The sequence below is a fragment of the Pseudomonas donghuensis genome, assembly GCF_000259195.1.
Lineage (GTDB): Bacteria > Pseudomonadota > Gammaproteobacteria > Pseudomonadales > Pseudomonadaceae > Aquipseudomonas > Aquipseudomonas donghuensis.
In genome coordinates, this window is record NZ_JH650768.1 from 105,965 (window position 1) to 130,239 (window position 24,275).

The 24,275-nt window shown below is 61.9% G+C and carries 16 protein-coding genes; 9 read left to right on the plus strand and 7 right to left on the minus strand.

Annotated features, from left to right (window positions below; all coding sequences use genetic code 11):
• The coding region (gene metH / locus UW3_RS27145) for a methionine synthase (protein WP_010223690.1) at nucleotides 1–2,841 on the plus strand (2,841 nt) is incomplete at its 5' end.
• A 131-nt stretch (nucleotides 2,842–2,972) separates the two neighbouring features.
• Nucleotides 2,973–3,191, plus strand: coding sequence for a DUF2970 domain-containing protein (locus tag UW3_RS0116605; RefSeq protein ID WP_010223692.1), 219 nt, complete (start codon nucleotides 2,973–2,975; stop codon nucleotides 3,189–3,191).
• A gap of 261 nt (nucleotides 3,192–3,452) precedes the next feature.
• Here the strand turns inward: UW3_RS0116605 and UW3_RS0116615 are convergent, their stop codons facing one another.
• On the minus strand, nucleotides 3,453–4,535 hold the full coding sequence (locus UW3_RS0116615) for an ABC transporter substrate-binding protein (protein WP_010223696.1): 1,083 nt from the start codon (nucleotides 4,533–4,535) through the stop codon (nucleotides 3,453–3,455).
• 217 nt (nucleotides 4,536–4,752) lie between these two features.
• Here UW3_RS0116615 and UW3_RS0116620 point away from each other — a divergent pair, with 217 nt between their 5' ends.
• Both UW3_RS0116620 and UW3_RS0116625 read left to right on the plus strand, forming a co-directional pair.
• Nucleotides 4,753–6,405 carry a nitrite/sulfite reductase gene (locus UW3_RS0116620; RefSeq protein ID WP_010223698.1) on the plus strand — a complete coding sequence of 551 codons (1,653 nt, stop codon included), beginning with the start codon at nucleotides 4,753–4,755 and terminating at the stop codon, nucleotides 6,403–6,405.
• Nucleotides 6,389–6,883, plus strand: coding sequence for a DUF934 domain-containing protein (locus UW3_RS0116625; protein WP_010223700.1), 495 nt, complete (start codon nucleotides 6,389–6,391; stop codon nucleotides 6,881–6,883). Before UW3_RS0116620 ends, UW3_RS0116625 begins: the two co-directional genes overlap by 17 nt.
• Nucleotides 6,884–6,940: 57 nt before the next feature.
• Here UW3_RS0116625 and UW3_RS0116630 read toward each other — a convergent pair whose 3' ends face one another.
• From UW3_RS0116630 to sohB, 3 genes are all read right to left on the minus strand, one after another.
• A complete protein-coding gene (locus UW3_RS0116630; protein ID WP_158467531.1) occupies nucleotides 6,941–7,273 on the minus strand; it encodes a hypothetical protein in 333 nt (110 codons plus the stop codon).
• Complete coding sequence (locus tag UW3_RS0116635; protein ID WP_010223704.1) at nucleotides 7,198–7,722, minus strand: dermonecrotic toxin domain-containing protein; 525 nt, start codon at nucleotides 7,720–7,722, stop codon at nucleotides 7,198–7,200. The genes UW3_RS0116630 and UW3_RS0116635 overlap by 76 nt, the downstream gene beginning before the upstream one ends.
• A 148-nt stretch (nucleotides 7,723–7,870) precedes the next feature.
• Complete coding sequence (gene sohB, locus UW3_RS0116640) at nucleotides 7,871–8,890, minus strand: protease SohB (RefSeq protein WP_010223706.1); 1,020 nt, start codon at nucleotides 8,888–8,890, stop codon at nucleotides 7,871–7,873.
• Between the two features lie 197 nt (nucleotides 8,891–9,087).
• Between sohB and UW3_RS0116645 the strand changes: the two genes are divergently transcribed.
• A complete protein-coding gene (locus UW3_RS0116645) occupies nucleotides 9,088–9,798 on the plus strand; it encodes a histidine phosphatase family protein (RefSeq protein ID WP_010223707.1) in 711 nt (236 codons plus the stop codon).
• Nucleotides 9,799–9,854: 56 nt separating this feature from the next.
• On the plus strand, nucleotides 9,855–10,172 hold the full coding sequence (locus UW3_RS0116650; RefSeq protein ID WP_010223709.1) for an SCP2 sterol-binding domain-containing protein: 318 nt from the start codon (nucleotides 9,855–9,857) through the stop codon (nucleotides 10,170–10,172).
• Between the two features lie 71 nt (nucleotides 10,173–10,243).
• Here the strand turns inward: UW3_RS0116650 and UW3_RS0116655 are convergent, their stop codons facing one another.
• A complete protein-coding gene (locus UW3_RS0116655; RefSeq protein ID WP_010223711.1) occupies nucleotides 10,244–15,436 on the minus strand; it encodes a dermonecrotic toxin domain-containing protein in 5,193 nt (1,730 codons plus the stop codon).
• 227 nt (nucleotides 15,437–15,663) lie between these two features.
• On the opposite strand from UW3_RS0116655, the gene UW3_RS0116660 reads away from it, so the two are divergent.
• On the plus strand, nucleotides 15,664–16,731 hold the full coding sequence (locus tag UW3_RS0116660) for a phosphotransferase family protein (RefSeq protein ID WP_010223713.1): 1,068 nt from the start codon (nucleotides 15,664–15,666) through the stop codon (nucleotides 16,729–16,731).
• Between the two features lie 22 nt (nucleotides 16,732–16,753).
• Nucleotides 16,754–17,521 (plus strand): SDR family oxidoreductase, encoded by a 768-nt coding sequence (locus tag UW3_RS0116665; protein ID WP_010223714.1) that lies wholly within the window; start codon nucleotides 16,754–16,756, stop codon nucleotides 17,519–17,521.
• Between the two features lie 66 nt (nucleotides 17,522–17,587).
• Here the strand turns inward: UW3_RS0116665 and UW3_RS0116670 are convergent, their stop codons facing one another.
• Nucleotides 17,588–22,501: a dermonecrotic toxin domain-containing protein gene (locus UW3_RS0116670; RefSeq protein WP_081492807.1), complete on the minus strand. Its 4,914-nt coding sequence runs from the start codon at nucleotides 22,499–22,501 to the stop codon at nucleotides 17,588–17,590.
• A gap of 164 nt (nucleotides 22,502–22,665) precedes the next feature.
• Between UW3_RS0116670 and UW3_RS0116675 the strand changes: the two genes are divergently transcribed.
• Entirely contained in the window at nucleotides 22,666–23,445 is a 780-nt protein-coding gene (locus UW3_RS0116675; RefSeq protein WP_010223718.1) for a TSUP family transporter, read from the plus strand.
• Here UW3_RS0116675 and nudC read toward each other — a convergent pair.
• The gene (nudC, locus tag UW3_RS0116680) at nucleotides 23,413–24,243 is read right to left on the minus strand and encodes an NAD(+) diphosphatase (protein ID WP_010223721.1); all 831 of its coding nucleotides are present in this window, start codon (nucleotides 24,241–24,243) and stop codon (nucleotides 23,413–23,415) included. The two genes, UW3_RS0116675 and nudC, sit on opposite strands and share 33 nt — an antisense overlap.
• Between the last annotated feature and the right edge of the window lie 32 nt (nucleotides 24,244–24,275).

Consider the following 24,275-nt stretch of genomic DNA (forward strand, 5'->3'; position numbering starts at 1 on the left):
CCCCCGGCCGAGATGGCCGTGGTGGTCGAAGAGTTCGCCGCCAGCGGCTTTTTGAACATCATTGGCGGTTGCTGCGGCACCACCCCCGGGCATATCCAGGCAATTGCCGAAGCGGTGGCCAAGTACCCGCCACGGGCCATTCCGGACATCCCCAAGGCGTGCCGGTTGTCGGGCCTGGAGCCGTTCACCATCGACCGCAACTCGTTGTTCGTCAACGTCGGTGAGCGCACCAACATCACCGGTTCCGCCAAGTTCGCCCGGCTGATCCGCGAAGAGAACTACACCGAAGCCCTGGAAGTCGCCCTGCAGCAAGTCGAGGCCGGCGCCCAGGTGATCGACATCAACATGGACGAAGGGATGCTCGATTCCCAGGCAGCCATGGTCAAGTTCCTCAACCTGATCGCCGGCGAGCCGGACATCTCCCGCGTACCGATCATGATCGACTCCTCCAAATGGGACGTGATCGAAGCGGGCCTCAAATGCATCCAGGGCAAGGGCATCGTCAACTCGATCTCGATGAAAGAAGGCGTCGAGGCCTTCAAGCATCACGCCAAGCTGTGCAAGCGCTACGGCGCCGCCGTGGTGGTGATGGCCTTCGACGAGGTCGGCCAGGCCGACACCGCTGCGCGCAAACGCGAGATCTGCCAGCGCAGCTACGACATCCTGGTCAATGAAGTGGGCTTCCCGCCGGAAGACATCATCTTCGACCCGAACATCTTCGCCGTCGCCACCGGCATCGAAGAGCACAACAACTACGCCGTCGACTTCATCGAAGCCTGCGCCTACATCCGCGACCATCTGCCCTACGCCCTGACCTCGGGCGGGGTATCCAACGTGTCGTTCTCGTTCCGCGGCAACAACCCGGTGCGCGAGGCGATCCACTCGGTGTTCCTCTACCACGCGATCCAGAATGGCCTGACCATGGGTATCGTCAACGCCGGCCAGCTGGAGATCTACGACGAAATCCCGCCAGCCTTGCGCGAGAAGGTCGAGGACGTGGTGCTCAACCGCACCCCGCACGGCACCGACGCCCTGCTCGCTATCGCCGACGACTACAAGGGCGGTGGCGCGGTCAAGGAAGTCGAGAACGAAGAATGGCGCTCGCTGCCGGTCGACAAGCGCCTGGAACACGCGTTGGTCAAAGGCATCACTGCCTTTATCGTCGAAGACACCGAAGAATGCCGCCAGCAGTGCGCGCGCCCCATCGAGGTGATTGAAGGCCCGCTGATGAGCGGCATGAACGTGGTCGGTGACCTGTTCGGCGCCGGCAAGATGTTCCTGCCCCAGGTGGTCAAGTCCGCGCGGGTAATGAAGCAGGCGGTGGCCCATCTGATTCCGTTCATCGAAGCGGAAAAAGGCGACAAGCCCGAAGCCAAGGGCAAGATCCTCATGGCCACGGTCAAGGGCGACGTGCACGACATCGGCAAGAACATCGTCGGCGTGGTGCTCGGCTGCAACGGCTATGACATCGTCGACCTTGGGGTCATGGTCCCGGCCGAGAAGATCCTGCAGACCGCCCGCGAGCAGAAGTGCGACATCATCGGCCTGTCCGGGCTGATCACCCCGTCGCTGGACGAGATGGTCCATGTTGCCCGTGAGATGCAGCGCCAGGACTTCCACCTGCCGCTGATGATCGGCGGCGCCACCACCTCCAAGGCGCACACGGCGGTGAAAATCGAGCCCAAATACAGCAACGACGCGGTGATCTACGTCACCGACGCCTCGCGTGCCGTGGGGGTCGCCACCCAGTTGCTGTCCAAGGAGCTCAAGCCGGGCTTCGTCGAAAAGACCCGCCAGGACTACGTTGAAGTCCGCGAGCGCACCGCCAACCGCAGCGCCCGCACCGAGCGCCTGAGCTACGAGCAGTCGATTGCCGCCAAGCCGAAATACGACTGGGCCGCTTATCAGCCGGTGGTACCGAGCTTCACCGGCGTCAAAGTGCTGAAGGACATCGACCTCAAGGTGCTGGCCGCCTACATCGACTGGACGCCGTTCTTCATTTCCTGGGACCTGGCCGGCAAGTACCCGCGCATCCTCACCGACGAAGTGGTCGGCGAAGCGGCCACCGCGCTGTTCAAGGATGCCCAGGAGATGCTCGCCAAGCTGATCGACGAGAAGCTGATCAGCGCCCGCGCGGTGTTCGGTTTCTGGCCGGCCAACCAGGTCAACCATGACGACATCGAAGTCTATGGCGCCGACGGCCAGCCGCTGGCACAACTGCACCACCTGCGCCAGCAGACCATCAAGCCGGACAACAAGCCGAACTTCTCCCTGGCTGACTTCGTTGCGCCAAAAGAGACCGGCATCACCGATTACGTCGGTGGCTTCATCACCACCGCCGGCATCGGCGCCGAGGAAGTGGCCAAGGCTTACCAGGACAAGGGCGACGACTACAACTCGATCATGGTCAAGGCCCTCGCCGACCGCCTGGCCGAGGCCTGCGCCGAGTGGCTGCATGAACAGGTGCGGAAAAACTACTGGGGTTATGCCAAGGACGAGCACCTGGACAACGAGGCGCTGATCAAGGAGCAGTACGCGGGTATCCGCCCTGCCCCGGGCTACCCGGCCTGCCCGGACCACACCGAGAAGGAAACCCTGTTCCGCCTGCTCGACGGCACCGCCATCGGCGAAACCGGCCCCAGCGGCGTGTTCCTCACCGATCACTTCGCCATGTTCCCGGCGGCGGCGGTCAGCGGCTGGTACTTCGCTCACCCGCAGGCGCAGTACTTTGCCGTGGGCAAGGTCGACAAGGACCAGGTGCAGAGCTACACGGTGCGCAAGGGGCAGGACCTGAGCGTAAGCGAGCGCTGGCTGGCGCCTAACCTTGGGTATGACAACTGAAGCTGCAAGCTGCAAGCCACAAGCTGCAAGAGGGCGCATCAGCCTCTTGTAGCTTGTAGCTTGTAGCTTGTAGCTCATAGCTTGCAGCTTCCGTCTACACTGGGGGAGATGCCTTCTATAAGGAGCCCCTCATGGACGAACCCGCCCAAGGCAAACCCCCAACCTTCTGGCAGATGCTGCAAAGCATCCTGGCGGCGGCGTTCGGGGTGCAAAGCGGCAAGAACCGCGCCCGCGACTTCAACCACGGCAAGGCCAGCCACTTTATTGCGCTGGGCACCGTGTTCACCTTGCTTTTCATTCTGGTACTGATCGGGCTGGTGCAACTGGCCATGCACCTTACCGCCCGCTAAACAGCAGTCCGCCCGCAGATATCCCTTCTGCGGGCGGTTCACTGTTACCCATCGCGTGATGTCACTGGTGGCTGACCCAATACACGGCGGTCACCACCACCAGGATGATCAGACAGAGTATCGCCCAGGCATCGACACTGCTGTCAGGCTTACCCGCTTTGGTCGAATTTCCCATTGCATCGCCTCTTGTAGTGGTTATGGGAATGCATGTAACCCGTTGCAGTTAAGTCCAGCAATGGCCATTGCTCAAGCAGGGGCATTTCAATATTCGACGGGGGCCTTGAGGAACGGATAACGGTAGTCGCCCGGGTGCCCTTGGGCGCTAAAACGGTTGAAATCCAGGCCGTAGTCGGCCTGTTCCTGCAGGTTCAGCCAGCGCCGCGCTCGCAGCGGGTCGATCATTTGCAACACCGGCACCTGATGTTCACGGCGCCCGTCCCGATCAATTGGCAGTTTCAACGCATCATCGTGCAGTAACACCATGGCCCAGCCGCCCAGGGAAAAGTGCCCGCCCATGAGCACGCTCAGGCGCCCGTCAATGCGCGCCTGCAGCGCCGCCGACGAACTGTTGACGGCACTGAACAGCACGTCCTTGCCCGGCACATGCCCAGCCTCGACAACCGCCTGCATGGCACCAAAGGCCATCTCGTCATTGGCCGACCACACCAGCTCGATCTTCGGGTAGCGCTGTATCAATTGCCTGGCCTGCTCATAGGCGCGCTCCCTGCCCCAGCCGCCATACACCACCTGGCGCAGGCGCACTTCGGGGTGCTCGGCCAGGGCGCGGCGCATACCCTGCTCGCGCAATTGCGAGGCCGGGGTGGTCTTGAGCCCGGAAAACGCCAGCAGTTCCAGCGGCCGGGTCAGGCCCGGCTGCGCGCGCAAGGCGATCAATTGCTTGAGCATCTGGTAGCCAGCCTGCTCGTCGTTGCCCACCAGGGTGCCGAGCAACGGCGGGTATTTGTCCGGGTGGCTGTCGATCAGCTCGGCCTGGTTCGGGGTCAGACCGTTATTGACCAGAAACAGTTTGACCCCGCTGTCACGGGACAGTCGGATGATCTCCGGGGCGATGTACTGTTCGTTGACCAGCACCAGGTAGTCCGGGCGCCGCTGACCTTCGAGCACTTCCCGGGCCTGGGTCAGCGCCAGCTCCGGCCGGCGTTCGCTGTACTGGATACTCAGCTGCATGCCCAGGTCGTCGGCGGCAGCCTGCATGAAACGCGAATAGCTGACCCAGAAGGTCTCGTTGGAATAGCCCGGATTGAGAAACACCACTGAAGCCGCCTGTGCGCCAGCCACCACTGGCAGGCTCAGGCAAAGGCTTTGGCACAAGGCCTTGAGCATGCGTTAACGCTCCCGCTATTCAAACCGCCGATTATAACCGCCCGTAGTGGCACATTGGCTAAACGCCAGTCAGTCTCACTTAGTCCAAATGGTTCTTTTCATATGCAAAAACTTCACTTTTGCGCATAAACGCAAACTGCTATCTTTCTTCGGCTCCGCATCGGAGTGCGCGGCCGTGCGCGCGATTAGCTGCAAGCAGCTTGAGAACAGGACCCCTATGTACGTATACGACGAGTACGATCAGCGGATCATCGAGGACCGCGTCAAGCAGTTCCGTGATCAGACCCGCCGCTACCTGGCCGGTGAACTGAGCGAAGAAGAGTTCCGCCCCCTGCGCCTGCAAAATGGCCTCTATATCCAACGTTTTGCCCCGATGTTGCGAGTCGCCGTGCCTTATGGCCAGCTGACGTCGCGTCAGACACGGATGCTGGCGAAGATCGCGCGCGACTACGACAAGGGCTACGCCCACATCAGTACCCGGCAGAACGTGCAATACAACTGGCCTGCCCTGGAAGACATCCCGGAGATTCTGGCCGAGCTTGCCACCGTGCAGATGCACGCGATCCAGACCAGCGGCAACTGCCTGCGCAACGTCACTACCGACCAGTTCGCCGGTGTCGCTGCCGATGAAGTGATCGACCCGCGCCCGTGGTGCGAGATCGTTCGCCAGTGGACCACCTTCCACCCCGAATTCGCCTACCTGCCGCGCAAGTTCAAGATCGCCATCAACGGCTCGAGCAGCGACCGCGCGGCCATCGAAGTGCACGATATCGGCCTGGAGCCGGTGTACAACGCAGCCGGCGAACTGGGCTTTCGCGTACTGGTCGGTGGCGGCCTGGGCCGTACCCCGGTGGTCGGCGCCTTCATCAACGAGTTCCTGCCCTGGCAGGACCTGCTCAGCTACCTGGACGCGATCCTGCGCGTGTACAACCGCTACGGCCGTCGCGACAACAAGTACAAGGCGCGGATCAAGATCCTGGTCAAGGCGCTCACCCCTGAAGTGTTTGCCGAGAAGGTCGAGGCCGAAATGGTCCACCTGCGCGGCGGCAGCACTACCCTGACCGAAGCCGAAGTGCACCGCGTGGCCAAGCACTTCGTCGACCCGGACTACAAGGCGCTGGACAACCTCGACTTCAGCGAACTCGAACAGCAGCACCCAGGCTTTGCCCGCTGGCGCGCGCGCAACGTGCTGGCGCATAAAAAGCCCGGCTACGTGGCCGTGACCCTGTCGCTCAAGCCTACTGGCGTGGCCCCGGGCGACCTGACCGACAAGCAACTGGATGCCGTCGCCGACCTCGCCGAGCGCTACAGCTTCGGCCAGCTGCGTACCTCCCACGAGCAGAACATCATCCTCGCCGACGTCGAGCAGAGCCAGTTGCACGCCTTGTGGCTGGAGCTGCGCGAAAACGGCTTCGCAACACCGAACATCGGCCTGCTGACCGACATCATCTGCTGCCCGGGCGGTGACTTCTGCTCCCTGGCCAACGCCAAGTCGATCCCGATCGCCGAATCCATCCAGCGCCGTTTCGACGATCTGGACTACCTGTTCGATATCGGTGAGCTGGACCTGAACATCTCCGGCTGCATGAACGCCTGTGGTCACCACCACGTCGGCCATATCGGCATCCTCGGGGTGGACAAGAAAGGCGAAGAGTTCTACCAGGTCTCCCTGGGTGGCAGCGCCAGCCGCGACGCCAGCCTGGGCAAGATCCTCGGCCCTTCCTTTGCCCAGGACGACATGCCGGATGTGATCGAGAAGCTGATCGACGTCTACGTTGAAAAACGTACCGAAGACGAGCGTTTCATCGACACCTACCAACGTATTGGCATCGACCCATTCAAGGAACGCGTCTATGCAGCGAATCATTAAGAACAACCAGATCGTCGACGAAACCTGGCACCTGCTGCCCAAGGACTTCAGCATCGACGAAGTGACCAACTGCGACGACTACATTGTTCCACTGCAGCTGTGGCGTGAACACGGCCATATGCTCATGGCCCGCGACGGCGGCCTGGGCGTGTGGCTGGACGCCGATGAAGAAGCCGAAGAAATCGGCGAAGTCGCCAACCAGTTCCAGGTCATCGCCCTGAACTTCCCGGCCTTCACCGACGGGCGCAACTACTCCAATGCGCGCCTGCTGCGTGACCGCTACAAGTTCACCGGCGAGCTGCGCGCCATTGGCGACGTGCTGCGTGATCAGTTGTTCTACATGAAGCGTTGCGGCTTCGACGCCTTTGCCCTGCGTGCCGACAAGGACCCGGTCGAAGCGCTGCAAAGCCTGCAGGACTTTTCGGTGACCTACCAGGCCGCCACTGACGAACCGCAACCGCTGTTCCGTCGTCGCTGATGCAAAACGGCGCCCGAGCCTCACTCGGCACGGGCGCCAGTTGCACTGCCAACAGGGTTACAAACGGGTAACCTGATCCGGCACGCTATTCCAGATATCCGTCGTCAGCGTCTCGATCAAGCGCTGCTCGTCCAACGTGCGCCGTTGCCCAATGGTTTCCGAGCGAGTGCGGTACGCCTGGTCGCTCATCGTCTGCTTGTCGGCGTCCAGCGCTTCCAGCCGGGCAAAGTAAGGTTTGTTGGCCTCATCGAAACGGGCCGCATAGCGCATCTTGAGAAAGTCGATCCAGAAGTCCCGCCCCGAAATACCCGCCTTCAAGGATTCCGGCGTCTCCCCCTCCAGCACCTCGGTTGCGGCGCTGTCCAGTTGCGCTGCGGTGACATTGGCCATGTGCTCGAACAGCATGCCTTGGGGGCCAGCGCGGTACCGTCTTCAAACTCGCTGTCGGCGGCAAAGTTCTGCAACGCGGCCTGCATCAGGCGCTGGCGGCGCGGGATGGTCTTGAGCATTACCCCCAGCAACACCGATTCGCGTTCGATACGCACGAACTCATCGTTGTCGATATCAGGCTCGGCACCGAGGTCGGCCTTGAGGCGGGCCTTGAGCAAGGGTTCGCAAAACGCGCCAATGCCCTTGAAGTCCTTCAGCTCACGGGCCAGGCGTTGCCCGGAACGGCGGCTGCGTATCTGGTAATCGGCCAGTAGCTTTTTTTCAACCTCGCTGGCGGCCGTAAACCAGTCGCCCTGGTCGCGACCATGCTGTTCCGGCAGCAGGTGAGCGCCCATCTGGTCGAAGTTTTCGGGCCTGGCGTGCCTGATCCAGGCGGGCAGGCGTTGCAAGATGAAGGGGCCATGCAGGCCGGGAACAGATACTGGAGGGGGGGGGCATGGCAAGTCTCCTGTAGGCTTGAACGCCTAGGAGACCTGCCGGCAGCACCACCTGGGTGCTAATTAATGCTTGCGCATTGCGCGCCGCGGGGGTTGCCGGTTACCAAAGACGCCCACTGAGACGGCTCCAGAGCTTGACCGCCAGGTGCTCGAGCGAACCACTGGCCGCCAGGCCGACGCGCTCCTGCAGGCTTTTGCGTTCGGCAAAGTGCAGGTGATACAGGTTGGCCTCGCGGGCGCGCTGGCTCAGGTACTCATCGCTGGTCATCAACTGGTCGACCAGTTGCTTGTTCAGCGCCGCAACGCCGAGCCAGACTTCACCGGTAGCCACATCATCAATGTGCAACTGCGGGCGATAGCGCGAGACAAAATCCTTGAACAACTGGTGGGTGACGTCCAGGTCTTCCTGGAACTTCTCCCGGCCCTTCTCGGTGTTCTCGCCGAACACCGTCACGGTGCGTTTGTATTCCCCGGCAGTGAATACCTCGAAGTCGACATCGTGCTTTTTCAACAGGCGGTTGACATTGGGCAGCTGTGCCACTACGCCGATCGAGCCGAGGATGGCAAACGGCGCGCTGACGATCTTGTCGCCGATGCAGGCCATCATGTAACCACCACTGGCGGCGACCTTGTCGATGCACACCGTCAGCGGCACCCCGGCCTGGCGGATACGCGCCAGTTGCGAGGCGGCCAGGCCATAGCTGTGAACCATGCCGCCGCCGCTTTCCAGGCGCAACACCACCTCGTCCTGGGCCGTGGCCAGGCTCAGGACGGCGCTGATTTCGTGACGCAGGCTCTCGGTGGCCGAGGCCTTGATGTCGCCGTCAAAGTCGAGGACGAACACCCGCGGCTTTTCTTCGGGCTTTTTCTTCTGCTGCTTTTCGGCCTTGGCCTGCTGCTTGCGCAGGGCCTTGAGCTGGGCCTTGTCCAGCAAGCTGCTTTCCAGGCGCTCGCGCAAGTCCTTGTAGAACTCGTTGAGCTTGTTGACCTGCAACTGCCCGCCGCCCTTGCGCCGGCCCTTGCCGCGCAAACCGGCAATCGCCGAGAGGACAATCAGAATCGCGATCACCAGGGTCGCGGTCTTGGCGAGAAAGCTTGCGTACTCTGCAAGAAACTCCACAGTAACTCCTTAACATGCCTGCGCCCGTACGGCGCGAACCGATAGTCAAGCATACCGAGGCGGCCTTGACCCTGCCAGCGTAGGAAATCTTCGGCAATGCAGTTCAAACGCTCTTTTCAAACGCTTGTATGTTTTTTCGTTGACAGCCCGACAGCGGCAACCTAACCTCGGCTCATCCTTAAGTGCAGGCGGACGACGTGGGCAGTATCTACCTGATTCGACATGGCCAGGCTTCATTTGGTGCAGACGACTATGATGTCCTCTCGCCCGTGGGCATGCGCCAGAGCGAGGCCCTCGGCGAGCACTTGGCGCAACTGGGCCTGCGCCTGGACCGCTGCCTGGCCGGCGACCTGCGCCGCCAGCAAGACACCGCGCGCCTGGCCTTGGCCGTCATGCACAACGCCGGCTGTGAAGTGCCCGCGCTGGAAACCGACAACGCCTTCAACGAATTCGACGCCGATGGCGTGATCCGCGGCCTGCTGCCCGGCCTGTTGCCGGACGAGCCCGAAGCCCTGCATGTACTGCGCAACGCCACCCAGAACCGCAGCGAATTCCAGCGCCTGTTCGCCTTGCTGGTACAGCGCTGGCACGGCGGCGAACATGCCTGCGAAGGCGCCGAGAGCTGGCAGGGCTTTGTCCAGCGTGTCGACGGCGGCCTGCAGCGGGTGCTGCAGCAGGCCGGCAACGGCGACAACATTGCCATTTTCACCTCGGGCGGCACCATCGCCGCCCTGCTCCACCTGGTAACCCGTATCACTGCCGGCCAGGCTTTCGAGCTGAACTGGCAGATCATCAACACCTCGCTCAGCCAACTGAAGTTTCGCGGCCGCGAGGTGGCCCTGGCTTCCTTCAACAGCCAGGCCCATGTGCAGCTGTTGAAGGCGCCGGAGCTCATCACCTACCGATGAACCCCGGCTCGTTGTGACCTCACCCGTCACGCAAATCACTTAATAAGGAACATTCAATGACTTCTGTAGCTGATGCCGTCAAAGCGATGCAAGCCAAGTTCAACCCAGCCGCTGCCGCCGGCCTGGACCTGGTTTTCGGTTTCAACATCACTGACGAAGACAAGCACTACGCCCTCATCGTCAAGGATGGCACCTGCGACATCCAGGAAGGCGAAAACGCTGACGCCAACTGCACCCTGGTACTGGACAGCGAAACCCTCAAGGGTATCGTCAGCGGCGAAACCGACGGCATGCAGGCCTTCATGGGCGGCAAGCTGCGCGTTGAAGGCGACATGATGCTGTCGATGAAACTGAGCGAGCTGTTCCCGGCCTGATCGGCTTGCAGCGATAAAAAAACCGAAGCCCTGGCTTCGGTTTTTTGCCTGCTGCAATCGCCGGCAGGTCGCTATCGGGCGTTACGCTCAATTTCCTCTCTGGTCAGAAGCCCTGGAAGCTCATTCTCCCTGGCCTCCCTGGCATCCTGCAGGTTTGCATACGCCTGACTCCATTCGGCCTCGACATAAGCCAACTGCGCCAGCTCGTTTTGTGCTACCCCGAATGCCAGCGCCAGCTGCTCAGCCGTCTGGCCCTGTACCACAGGAAGCGGCGTTGCCAGGTCCGCTTGCTCTCCCCGGAGCCGTTGCAGCGCTTCCATGAAATCGATTGCAGGGTCGAAGACTTCGGCCAGTTCAACCTGCAGCGCCTCAAAGCGCTCGCTGTGCACACGCCTGAGATAATTCTGCCAGTAGACTTCCTCGACCATCCATTGCGGTAGCAAGCCAGCCTGGTCCTGGCTAATGACGCGCGCCGCCGCCTCCAGCATATCGCTGGTCACCCAGGTCACAAGACCAGGAAACCTCATCGTGGACGGCTGATTGCGCAAGCCCAGACGTGCGGCCAGGTGAATTCGGTAGTACAGCTCCACTTCTATGTCGTCGATGTCTGGCATCGACGATCGCCAGCCCCGAATCTGCTCCGCCACATAGGTACGCAAGCGCTGCAGGCGCCAGCGGCTGATACCCAGGGCGAGCAGTTGGCGACTGGCCTGGTCACCTTGGGCAAGCGCAACCTGGCTGAGGGCCTGGTCTGCTTCTTCAAGCCCCTGCAGATCACTGAACACCACGACGTCACGGTCTTCACAGGTATCAGCGTCGACTGCCTGAGCGAACAGTTGCCTGCCCAGCCCTTCAGGGTCAGCCGCTGCCGCCTCGATCAACTTCACGGCCTGAGCCTCGGCTACTTGCCTGTTTCTCAGCAACCGGGCCAGCAAGCGCCTGAAGGAGTGCGAGTCGGGCAGGCTGAACAGCTCCCGCGCGGTGTGCGCCTGTTCTTCAGTCAGTTGGTGATAGGCACTGAGGTCATCGTCCGCGTCCTCATCCCACTCCTCCTCGATAAGCACGTCCGCGCCCGGATCGGGCTGCAACTGCATGCGCTCACGAATAAACCGGGTAATAAGCGCCTCGCTCATGCCCTCGTAGCCAAACGACAGGCCCCGCATCCGTCCGGCACCCTCAGGTACCTCGGTGATGGCGTTGCCTTCAAGCCGAACCTCGATAGTCGAGGTGGTTTCAAGCCCGAGCGGCCAGGTGGTTATCTGCGCTTCGGGCAAGGCCAGCAGGCGCAACGCCGGCATCTGGCGGATATCCGGGGCGCGCATCAAGGGGTTGCGCCCCATGGACAGTTCTCGCAAGGTGGTAATGCCAGCCAGCTCACCGACATCGGCCTCGGTCAGGGTGATGTTATTGCGGGTCAAATACAACCGGCGCACGTTCGGCAGCCGCGCCAACTCGGCAAACACGCCCGGACCGAAGCTGATTTGGTTTTCCATCAGCGACAAAAAGCGCAAGGCGGGTAACTGGCACAAGGGCGCAAGTTGTGCGGCGGTAAGCATGAGCGCTGAGCGCGAGACGCCTCTGAGGTCCAGTGACCACAGGCGTCGAAGCCCGCTCAAGCGTTCAAGATTGGCCAGGCCTATTTGCGTGTAGGTGAAATCCAGCACCCGCAGCTCACTCAGTTGCGCCACGTTTTCAGGGAGGTCAGTGATCGGTGTGTTGCGCACGCTCAAGCGGCGCAAGTTGGGAAAGGCTCGGAGGAAATCCGCGGGCAATTCGGTGATGGCCGACATGGTGCTCAATTCGAGTTCCAGAACCTGGTCGATTTCGCACGTCAGGGGTGGCAGCGCGTCAACCACAGGGGAGTTCAGTCTCAGCAGGTAACCCGGCGTCCCATCCAGTTGGTACTCACTGACCTCAAGTGGCGCCCGGTGACGCAACTGCCATACATCCAGCAACTGCATTGCCACTAGCCTGCGCCGTGTGCGGGCAGTGGCCGAAGCCCCTTGCTCTACCCAGGCTGACAAGCTTTCCCGTTCGGCCCTCAGCTCCTGCTCCAGATCGCCGATTACGTTCTCCAGGCTCTCATCTTGCACGCTCGCGTTGCGGAAAAAGTCACGCAACTGCCCATCGGTAAAATCTGGAAACAGCGCTCTGAGCCGCTGCTCCAGAGTGCGGGGCAACAAGCGCCCGATCACACCGCCCAAGGGGTAACCACGGCGGCCGGCGCCGATGGGCAGAGGCGCCCGGAAGCCGCCATGGTCCACCGCCATGCCCAGCGCCAGCCTTGCCTTGGCCGGCTGGCGGGCGGCCAGCTCCAATAGTTTGTGGCGCAGTGCGTCGCTGTCGTCGATATTCAGGCCAAGTGCCACACGCTCGCTGTCCGGCAAGGCCAGCAGCACGCTGGTGAAAAATCCGTGGTCTGAGCTGTTCAGCCCGTCCAACGTTTCCCCGCGTTCGTCATGTGCGCGCCACCCCTGCGCGGTGCGTACCAGCGTTTTGCGTGACACTGCTGCAGCACTGCCGATGCTGTCAAGTTCGGTGCCGGAAACACTATCGCTGCGCACGCTCAAATGAACCGTATCGCTCCAGCCGGGTAGTTCCGGCAACAAATGAAGGGCCAGCCGGTAGGTGTCGTCTTTGGCCAGGTAACTTATTTCAAGGCCTTCGCAAGCGCGTGACAGGCGGATCTGCCGCGAAGCCTCGCGGGCCCGCTTGGCTAGCGTCAGCGGCACCCGCTGCGAAGCCTGCCAACGACTGCTTTCAACTTCACTGGCAGCCTCGGCCAAAGCCTTGGCGACCGGGCGCGACAACCCCTGGAAATCACGCTGCAAGGCCCGTTGCAAGGTGTCGACAATTTCCGTCTGGTCCAAGTACAGGCTATCGAAGATTCGCACCCTTGACGCCAGCATCCGCTCAGCCAGGCTCTGGCGCAGCACTGCTTCGAGGTCTCGTGCCAGGTAGTCATTGCCAAACCAATGGCGACGCTCAGCCGGGCTCAAGCCTTCTATCACCCTGCGGGCCAGGCGTCCCGCCGCAAGATCGCTGCGCGACACCTTGATCGCCGCCACACCTGGCGCCGGGCTGCCATGCACCTGCGGTTGCCCCCACAACTCGGCGCTGTCAAACAGTTCAATGGATTTGCCGCTCGGCCATTGCGGCAATTCCGGCAACAGCGATACCGGATAGTCGAATTCCTTTTGCAGCCCCTGCCCGGTCCTGACATTGTTGATCTGCGCACTGATCAAGCGATCGATTTCGAAACGGTGCCGGGTATCGAGCAGCGCTGCCGGGGTGGGCAGGTCATCACTGTAGACGCGACGCAGTTGCGCGTCGCTGACCCCGCTGATGTCGGCCATGCGTTCGAGCAGCGCATCGGACCAGCCCTCGAACCCCGGCCCCAACCTGCGTACCAGTGTCTTGCGTGGCCAACTGTCCACGCGCTCAAGTGAATGATGCCAGGCCCCCTGGCCGTTATGCTCGAGCACGGGCCGATAGGCCTGGGGATCGTCGGGATGCTTGATCCGCCATTTGCCCAGGCTCGAATCCAGGGTGATTTCGAACGGTTTGCCCTCGATGCGGATATAGCGCCTGCCATCGACCCGGTAAATGCCCTGTGGATCGGCAACGCTTCCCTGCAGCACCTCTGCGCTGCGCTGGTAAGGGCCAAGGTCTGGCCGCCACAAACGGACCTCGCCCCCCGGTAGTTCGACGGCCTCCAGCAGGTCGATCGCCAGCGGCTGGCTCAATGCGGTACCCACGACCCCTGCCGCCACACCGAGCCCGGCGGTAATGGCCAGGTTGATGCCGAACGACTGCAGGTAGGTGATTGCCTGCTCCTTGTCATTGGCCTCCCAGGCTTGCAGGCCATGGAACAGATCGCCGAGCAATTGTGCACCCAGGGCCACCATCATGACTTCCCCCAGGCCCGGCACAAAGAAGGCGGCGACATTGAGCATGCTAAAACCCAAGCCCAGGCAATGGTCCAGCTCCTGCAGCCAGGCTTCGCGGTCCACCTCCCGAGTCGGTACCGCCAGGGCCCTGGCGTCATCCCTGGCCCTGACCAACATCGCCGTGTGCAGGTAGTCGAACACTTCGCCCCGCACCTCCTGGGTCCTGGGCTTTTGCGCTTGCCAACTGCTGGGCGACGTCAACTGCCCGAACACCTTGGACTGCCCACGCCACCCAAGAAACCGGCTGAAGAAACGCCTGAAATCCTGATTCAGCAAGCGCGCCTTGAGGCTGAGGTAAAAATCCGCGTAGGAGTCGTATTCCTGCACAGGCTTGGCAGCGCCCGGCATCAGTACCACCAATGGCACAGACGACTGCGCGCTCGCAGGATCGGGGCCGATCAGCAAAAAGCCGGCGCCCAGGGTGGTACCGAACAGGTTCAGCAAATAACAACGCGAACCGTCGAACGCACTCTTGCCATACTCATACACCTTGTCGACCCTCAAGGTACGCGACGCCGGGGAGGTCGCCGACTGGGCAAGCAGTTTTTTCAGCATGCGGTAGGCCGGCTCGCTGATGTGCCCAGCGACGCGGGCAGCGTGAATGCTGGTTTCGCACAGGTCTCTGGCGGCTGCAACCAGGGTCTGGCGCACGGCGTCACGGGTATTGGGGGCGTCGAAAATTGCCTGAAGATGGTCTTGATACTGCTGGCCGATATCCAGCTCCCGACACATTTGCGCGAACTGATGAGGGCTGATCGACAGTTTGCTCGAGTAGCGGATGGATTGGTGGGCGCGCCGAGCAGGGTCGACCGCTTCAGGAAAGGGCTGCAAGGCACCGAACGCTGTAACGGCGCTGTAGGCATCGGTGCGAAAGACCTCAACGTCACCTGCACTGAAGTTCTGCAAGGCCGCCTGCAACAACGGTTGGCGAGAAATCAGCACCGAAGCCAGGCGGTCTTCGCGCCAGGACGCGTCATTGCGCATGTGCACCAGCTCATTGGCGGTCACGCTGATATCCAGCGAGAAACGTTTCTTGAGTTCAGCCCGCAGCAGCGGTTCGGCGAACTCGCTGATACCCTTGACTGTGCGCAGAACCCTGGCGGCGGCGGCATTGGATGCCTGGCTACGCCGCAGGCTGTCATTGAAGGCGTCGCGCAGCTGCGGCTCCGTATCGGCGGCAACCTGGGCAGGGGGCAGTTGACGTTGATGCAGCTCTTTGATGGCATGGGTGCTGGAATGGCTCAGCCAAGTGGGGATCTGCTGTTCGAAGTACTGGTCGTGGGCCTTGAATGGCCTCAAAGCGTCGGTTGTCATGTGCACTGCCTCATGGATGGCTTGAGGCAGCAGTCAATCAAAGGCACGCTGGCGCGAGGCTGTAGATATGTATTCACCCGCCACTTGCCCCACCCACCGGCTCAGCCGATCAAGCCTGCTGATTGGGCTGCAACACGCTCGCCTATAAGGCCGACCTATGCTTGTGAGCAACCGTTACAGGAATTAGATTGACCAATAATCTCTGGCTTTGATCATAAGGGAAACGCATGACGCTCACCGACCAGTCCACCCAGGTCCGCCCCGGCGAAGAACTCGACGCTGCGGTGATCGACCCTTATCTGAAGGCGCACATCCCGGGCCTGAGCGGCTCGCCGAGCATCAGCCAGTTCCCCGGCGGCGCCTCGAACCTGACCTACCTGGTGCAGTACCCCGGGCGCGAGTTCGTGCTGCGGCGTCCGCCCTTTGGCCACAAGGCCAAATCCGCCCATGACATGGGCCGCGAGTTTCGCATCCTCAACCAGCTCAACAGCGGTTTCCCCTACTGCCCCAAGGCTTACGTGCACTGTACCGACGAGGCGCTGATCGGCGGTGAGTTCTACGTCATGGACCGGGTCAAGGGCATCATCTTGCGCTCGGACCTGCCGCCGGAACTGGGCCTGGATGCCGAGCGCACCGAGACCCTGTGCAAGAGCTTCATCGAGCGTATGGTCGAGCTGCACCAGGTCGACTACAACGCCTGCGGCCTGGGCGACCTGGGCAAGCCCGAAGGCTATGTGCAACGCCAGATCGAGGGCTGGGCCAGCCGCTACGAAAAAGCCCTGACCGCCGATGCGCCACGCTGGGAAAAGGTCATCGCCTGGCTGCGCGAAAAAATGCCGGCCGATCACCCCAAGCCTGCCATCGTGCATAACGACTACCGCTTCGACAACGTCATCCTCGATGCCGACAACCCCATGCGCATCATCGGTGTGCTCGACTGGGAGATGACCACCCTGGGCGATCCGCTGATGGACCTGGGCAACACCCTGGCCTACTGGATCGAAGCGGCGGACCCGGCGCCGGTGCAACTGATGCGCCGCCAGCCGAGCAATGCCCCGGGCATGCTGACCCGCCAGCAGTTTGTCGATTACTACGCCGAACGCGCCGGGATCAAAATCGACAACTATGACTTCTACTACACCTACGGCCTGTTCCGCCTGGCCGGCATCGTCCAGCAGATCTACTACCGGTTCTTCCACGGCCAGACCCAGGACAAGCGCTTCGCCCAGTTCATTCACATGAACACGCTGCTGGAGCACATGAGCCTGCAGGTCATCGCCAAGTCCCCACTCTGACGACTACAACAAGGAAAAGACCATGTCCAAGACTCACCTGTTCGACCTCGACGGTAAAGTCGCCTTCGTTTCCGGCGCCAGTCGCGGCATCGGCGAAGCCATCGCCCACCTGCTGGCCCAGCAAGGCGCCCATGTAATCGTCTCCAGCCGCAAGCTCGAGGGCTGCCAGCAGGTCGTCGATGCGATCACTGCCGGCGGCGGCAAGGCCACTGCGGTTGCCTGCCATATCGGCGAGATGGAGCAGATCAGTCAGGTTTTCGCCGGCATTCGCGAACAATTCGGGCGCCTGGACATCCTGGTCAACAATGCCGCCACCAACCCGCAGTTCTGCAACGTGCTGGACACCGACCTTGGCGCCTTCCAGAAGACCGTCGACGTCAATATCCGCGGCTACTTCTTCATGTCAGTGGAAGCCGGCAAGCTGATGCGCGACAACGGCGGCGGCAGCATCATCAACGTCGCCTCGATCAACGGCGTATCGCCGGGGATCTTCCAGGGCATCTACTCGGTGACCAAGGCTGCGGTGATCAACATGACCAAGGTGTTCGCCAAGGAGTGCGCGCCGTTCGGCATACGCTGCAACGCCCTGTTGCCGGGCCTGACCGATACCAAGTTCGCCTCGGCGCTGGTCAACAACGACGCGATCCTCAACACCGCCCTGCAGCAGATCCCGCTCAAGCGCGTGGCCGATCCGAAGGAGATGGCCGGGGCAGTGCTGTACCTGGCCAGTGACGCGTCGAGCTATACCACCGGTGTGGCATTGAACGTGGATGGCGGTTTCCTAAGCTGATGGCGATGCCCGCAAAAGAGAAAGGGGCTCTGGCCCCCTTTCTTCATGACTCACCGCTATTAACGATCAAGGTTTGCGCTGTACGCCCGAAGGCCCCGGCTGCGGGCTTTGTGTCGACATGCCCTGGGCAAAGTACTCGTTGACGATCTGCCGGGTGTATTCAACCATGGACAGCTGGACCATTGCCGGCATCAGATGGAGCGCTTGCAGCCGATGGTCGTTGCTGTCCAGCACCAGTGCCCCGGTGTTCACTGCCACGCCGTCACGCTCAGCAATGACCTTGCGGGCCTGGGTGAGGAGCTGCGCCAGGCGGTTACGTACCGGTTCGCTCAACGTGAGCGGCACACCTTCGCCAACCCCCAGATCCTCCAGCGCCGATGCAACGTCGTGACTCCAGGGGGCGTACTCTTCCACACCCAGGTGCTCCTGCCAGAACGGCTGATCGCTCAACGCCACAGGGAAATCCTGTGCCTGCGCGGTCAGGACGTCCGTCTCGACTTCATGCGCCATCGCGCTGCTCATCCACGTTACCAAGTCGGCATTGACCTGGCGCCGCGGCTGGTGACGCAAACGCAGCGGGGTGGTCAAAGCGATACGAATATACAACTCGATCTCGGCATAATCCGGCTGGCCGTCAGAATTAGGGTGCTGCGCCCACCAATCGCGATAACGCCTGGCAACGGACTCACGCAGGCTGCGCACCCGCCAGAGCGACAGGCCCAGTTCGATCAGTTCGGGGCGGGCGTCGCCGGAGGTACTGGCCACTACCCGATCCGCTTCTGCCAGCCCCAGCAGGTCGGAAAAACGTTGCACCGCGGAATCGATACACCCCAGGTCCAGTGCCACACGATAGAACGCCTCGCGGGTGGTCTCATTGAACATGCGCAAGATGATCGAGTGGATTTGCCCGGTGACCTCTTCGCGCTCATCCACTGGCGTTCGCGAGCGTATCGTATTCATCAAGGCAAAAAACGCACGGCTGCCATTACTGTTCTCGTCAATCAATTGCTGCGCCAGGCGCCGTTCCTCTGCCGACAAGCCGTCGAGCAACGTATCCTCGGCGTTCTCCTCAGTGTCCATTTCCTCTTCGGATTCAGTTGATGAATCGCCCACTAAGGCGCGTGACAGGCGGACTTCGCCATAAACCGCGCCAGGCAGGTTGTTCACTTCAGTCAATTCCCTCAGCACTCGCTCGCGGTCCGGGGCATTGAGCCCGTCAACCGACAGGCGTAGCCCAGGCACAAGGCCAGCACCGGCCGGCACGCTGTCCAGATTGACATCCTCAAGGTTGGCGTGTTCGATGTGCGCTAGGTTTTCCAGGCCCACCGGCCAGTTGGCGTAGGAGTAATGCAGGTCCAGGCAACGCAAATCGCCCATCCTGCTGACATCGAGTGTGCCGAAGAGCGGAGTGCGGCTCAGGTCCAGATGGCGTAAATGAACGAGACCGCGAACATTCTCTCCATACAGGGTGAACGCGTTGCCGGACAGGTCAAGATGCGTCAGATGTTGAAGGGGCGCCAGCGCGCCAATCACATCGTCCGCGAACCACGCCCGGCTGTTTTGGATCTGCAAGCGCTGCAGGTGTTGGCAGCGGGCGATAGCCGCCATGTCTTCGGCGCGCCAGGTAAGCGTTTCGCGACGACTTTGCCTTGGCCACAGATTGATGATGTTCAGCTCCCTTAATTGCGCAAGCAGGCCAATCGGCCTCAAGTCCTCTGGGCGCAGATACGCGTTGGTCAAGGACAGCGTGTGCAACTGCGGCAAATCGGTCAGGCCGAATGGCAGACGACCAATCCTGGTTATCAAGCGCAGTTCGCGCAGGTTAGGGAAGCGCGCGATGAAGCTGCCAGGCAGATTTTCCATCGCCGGCAGGTTGAGGGTCAGGCGCTCGATTGCGGCGAAGTCCAGCGGCAGCTCGGGCAGGCTGTCGACAAACCCATCGTTGATTTCCAGCTCACGGATTGTCGGGGCCATGGCATTGAGCAACTGCTCGGCGATAATCCCCCGCCGGCGCGCACCGTAACCCGCCCCCTGCACATTGCTGACCCGGACCCAAGCCCGCAACGCGCCGTCCAGGCGCAAGCGCGCTTGCTCCAGGCTATCGAGTGCGGCGGTGCGCGTCTGCCCCTGTTCTCCAACTTCGTCAAAAATACGATCGATTTGGCTTTCGGATGCCATAGGGAACATGAGTTGCAACCGTTCGCGACTACTCCCGCGCTCGAACCGCCCACCGGTGCCACCCATCGCCCGGGTGCGGCGGCCGGAGCCTTGCGGATGCAAGGTAACGGGTGGGCGCTCGATGTCAAGCAGGGCCAAAGCACGCGTCGGATTGGTAGCGGCCAGTTCATCCAGCAGGTTGCGCAAGCGTTCAGTCTCGTTCGTACCCAGCCCCAGGCGTTGGCGCTGCGAAGCCCCCATCAGATCCAGCAGCGCGGCATAGAAGTCACTGTGGAAACGGCTGTCAAGGTAACGCTCACCCTCCAGTCGAACCACTTCGTAGCTGATCGGGCTGCCGGCGCCCATCCCCCAGGACGGCGCGCCTTGCACCTGCGCATGGCGCCTCGGCGTCGTGCTTCGCACATCTCCCGGATACAACGCCAGGTTCAGGTCTGAGTGCCAGCCAGGCAGGGACGGTAATAGTGCGAACGCCAGCAGGCGGGTATCGATGTGGGCTTGGGCAGGAGCGCGAAAACCCATCAGCGCACGCGTCAGCCGATAGGCGTTCCAGGCCTGGCGTGAACGCTCGAACAGGTTCAGGTCAAGGACACCGCGGGAAAGACGTTCCAGCACAAGAGGTGAGGAGTCGGTAATCAGCCGGTCAAGCATCTGCACAGGCAGGTCCGGGTAGTGCTGGCGAAGTTCGTCAAGTTGCACGTCGCTAGCCACCTGCGCCGGCTCAGGCAGTTGCAGGGCGACTTCGCTGCGGGCCAGGAACGCGCGAAACAGCCTGTCGTACCATTCCAGAAACAGCACCGCCGGCGGTGCGCCGCAGTCAGGGCCGCAATAAGCGTTACTGTCGTCCTGTTGTGGGCTGCGTCGTGGCCGGGGTACCTGAGTCTCGGTGACAGTAAACAGCGCACGGAATTCTGCCAGTTCTGGCACCTCGTACTCAGCAGGCACCACACGCCCGTCCTTGACCAGCGCCAGCAGCGATTCGGTCTTGCGCACCCGCCGCAGTCGGCCGATCGTCCACACCAGTAATGCAGGCGGCGCATCGTCATGGCTATACACCCTGCGCAAGGTGGTATTGGTTACACCACTGAGGCGTGCAGCCAGCATCAGATCTTCATCGCCAAGGTCTTCCAGCCAGCTACCCAGGCGCCGCAGCAACGATAGCCGCCCCCATCGCTCCGGGCGCTCCAGGCTATGGTGCCAACTGCCCGCGCCGTTGTGCTCGAGGATCGGACTATAGTCGCGCTGATCGCTAATCAGACTCAAGCGCTCTTTTTCGATACTGGCATCGAAATTGATCAAATAGCTGCGGCCATTGATTCGGATTTCCCGCCCCAGGGACGAATGGATGATGCCTCGATCATTTGGCGGATCGAACTGCTGCGGGGGCGGCAAGGTGTAGGCGCTCAGGTTGCTGGCCCAACGCCCGTAACGGCCGTTGGGCAGGATCACCCAGCGCCAGGGCATGACGTAGTCGGAGGGGGCCTGGCCCTCATCCTCCTCGCCGGCTTGAAACCCGACCCCGGCACCGAACATCAGGTGTTGCTGAGTAGCCTCGAGAAAATATGCGATGTTGCCAAGCGTCCTGCGGCCCTCTACCGCCGCCGTGGGCACGGCCAGGTACCTGGCATCGTCGCCAAGCCTGCGGCACATTTGTTCGAACCAGTGTGCCTTCAAACCCTTGCTCAGCGATTCGGTGCGCAGGTTCAAGCGCCTGTTGCGTGTGTATTCGTCGGTCTCCAGCAACGCTTCAAGCACGATGGACCATTTAGCCATTGGTACAAAACGGCGGAAAAAGGCCTGGAAAGCCCCATCAGTCAGCTGTACCTGCAGATCGTCAAGGAACGCTGAACGGGAGGGGTACTCCTTCAACGGCTGCTGCGGATGCCCCGGTACAAAGGCAACACAGGGCGACTGTGGCTTGTCGGCGCCAAACACGAGAATTTCACTCAACGCCACATCGTCAAGCAGGTGCAGCGACCACCCCTCGGCATGATCGTAGGGTGAGATGCCGTCGTTGAGAATATGCCGGACCTTGCTGCCATGGCGGGTATCGCGCGCCGCCCCGTTGATGAATGTGTTGAGGATGACCTTCGCGGCGCTGCTCAGCTGGCCCTTGATATCGGCAATCGCCAGTTCCTCGGCCAGGACATTCATGGCGGCCGCACATTTGACCTGCGGCAGGGAACCGGCAGCCAGCTGGCGGGTCAGGTACTCCTGATACTGCTTGCCCATATCCAGGATGCGAACTTGCAGCGCATAGGCAACACCCTCGTCGGCGTAACACACGATGGAGCTTACGGCATCGACGGCATCCCGATCCTTGCCGGTGAAGCCGGCAAACAGATCGAACTCCGTGGGTATTGCCAGCTTGACGAAAGGGTTGCCAGCCAATTGCCGCAGCTGCGCCAGGCTGAAGTTCTGCAAGGCGGCTTCGTACATCGAGCGCTGACTCAGCAGCACCTCATCCAGGCGATTGGGTAACGCGGCTGAGTCGGGGCTGAACACCAGAAACGTGCCGTTGACAGTGTCGACCACTTCGCCAGAGCTTTCACGGGCCATTTGCTCGAGCTTGGGTCGACAGAATTCATACAGAGTCTGCAGCCCGCAGATCGCCGCCGTCAGTTCACGGCGCAGCGTACGGCCCTCTTCACGTATGCGCATCAGGCGCAGGCGTTTGGCCGGCTCGGCGGTCTGCAGCCATTGGGGCAAACCTTCCTGTTCAAGGGGTGAAAACGACGATGGTATGTAACCGATCCCGGCATACGGCAACGACGCTGCGGGGGTATTGGCCAATAACGATGACATGACGGATACCTCTGATTGAAAGAGAACCTTCAGTTCATCAGAAGCCGACAGCGTCGATCATATAGATATTTACTCACTACCGGCCTTGCACTGGGCAGCGCAAACGCTTGCGTTTACCATGGCGGCCTTGCGCCTGCCAACGCGCGTCCTGTTAAGCCCACGCCATGCCTTTCGAACTCAGCGTAGACCTCACCACCCTGGCGATTCTTGCCGCCGTCGCCTTTGTCGCCGGCTTCATCGATGCCATCGCCGGTGGTGGTGGCCTGCTCACCACCCCTGCCCTGCTCACCGCCGGTATGCCGCCGCATCTGGTGCTGGGCACCAACAAGCTCAGTTCGACCTTTGGCTCGGCCACCGCCGGCTTTACCTATTACCGGCGCAAACTGTTCCACCCGGCGCAGTGGCGTCACGCCCTGGCCGGCACCTTTGTCGGCGCCTTGATCGGTGCAGTGGTGGCCCACTACCTGCCGGCCGAATGGCTGAACAAGATGCTGCCGGTGATCGTCTTCCTCTGCGGTGTTTACCTGCTGTTCGGCGGCACGCCCAAGGCGCCGCTGGATGCCGACGCACCGGTGAAAAAGAAGTGGCAGATCCCCCAGGGCTTCACCCTGGGTTTCTATGACGGCGTGGCCGGCCCCGGTACCGGGGCGTTCTGGACCGTCAGTACCCTGCTGCTCTACCCCATCGACCTGGTCAAGGCCAGCGGCGTGGCGCGCAGCATGAACTTCGTCAGCAACGCCGCGGCCCTGTCGGTGTTCATTTTCTCCGGCCAGGTCGACTGGCTGGTGGGCCTGTCGATGGGCTCGGCGCTGATGGTCGGCGCATTTTTCGGTGCGCGCACCGCCATCAGCGGCGGCAGCAAGTTCATCCGCCCGGTGTTCATCACCGTGGTGCTGGCGTTGACCGTGCGCCTAGCGTGGCAGCACTGGTTCGGCCAGGCCTAGACGCCGCGCCACGTACAGGTCGATCAGATACCGGGCAATCGAGCGCCCCGCCGGCAACGGCGGCAGCGCATCGACGCGAAACCACTGGGCGTCTTCGATCTCGTCCGCCTGCATGATGATCTCGCCACCGGCGTACTCGGCATGAAAGCCGAGCATCATCGAATGCGGGAACGGCCAGCACTGGCTACCGACGTACTGGATGTTCTGCACCTCGATCGCCACCTCTTCGCGCACCTCGCGCACCAGGCAATCCTCAGCCGACTCGCCCGGCTCGGCAAAGCCGGCCAAGGTGCTGTACACGCCGGTGACAAAGCGCGGAGAACGGGCCAGGAGGATTTCATCGCCACGGGTGACCAGCACGATCATGCTCGGCGAGATGCGTGGGTAGCTGCGCAGCTCGCACGGCGCGCAGTACATGGCCCGCTCCCAGTGGATCTGCGCCATGGGCTGGCCGCAGCTGCCGCAGAACCGGTGCTCGCGGGCCCAGGTGCCGATCTGCGCGGCGTAGCCGAGAACCTTGTAGGTGTCGAAGTCGCCTTCAAGCATGAACTGACGCAACCCCCGCCAGCTGCAGCCCTGCACCGTCTGCGGGCTGCGCAATTCGAGCAGGAACACCGGCTGGCCATCGAAATGGCCGATACCGTGCTCGCACAGCACGTCCAGCTCCTGGCGCTTGAGCCAGTCGCGCGGGAACAGCGCGCCGTTATCATCGACCAGGAACCCTTCGCTGCAGCGGGCTACTGCCCAGCCGCCGCTGATGTTCGTATCCAGTACTGCGGTGATCCAGCGCGCTGACATTGTGCAGTTCCTTGCGCAGGTTCGCCGCCGGG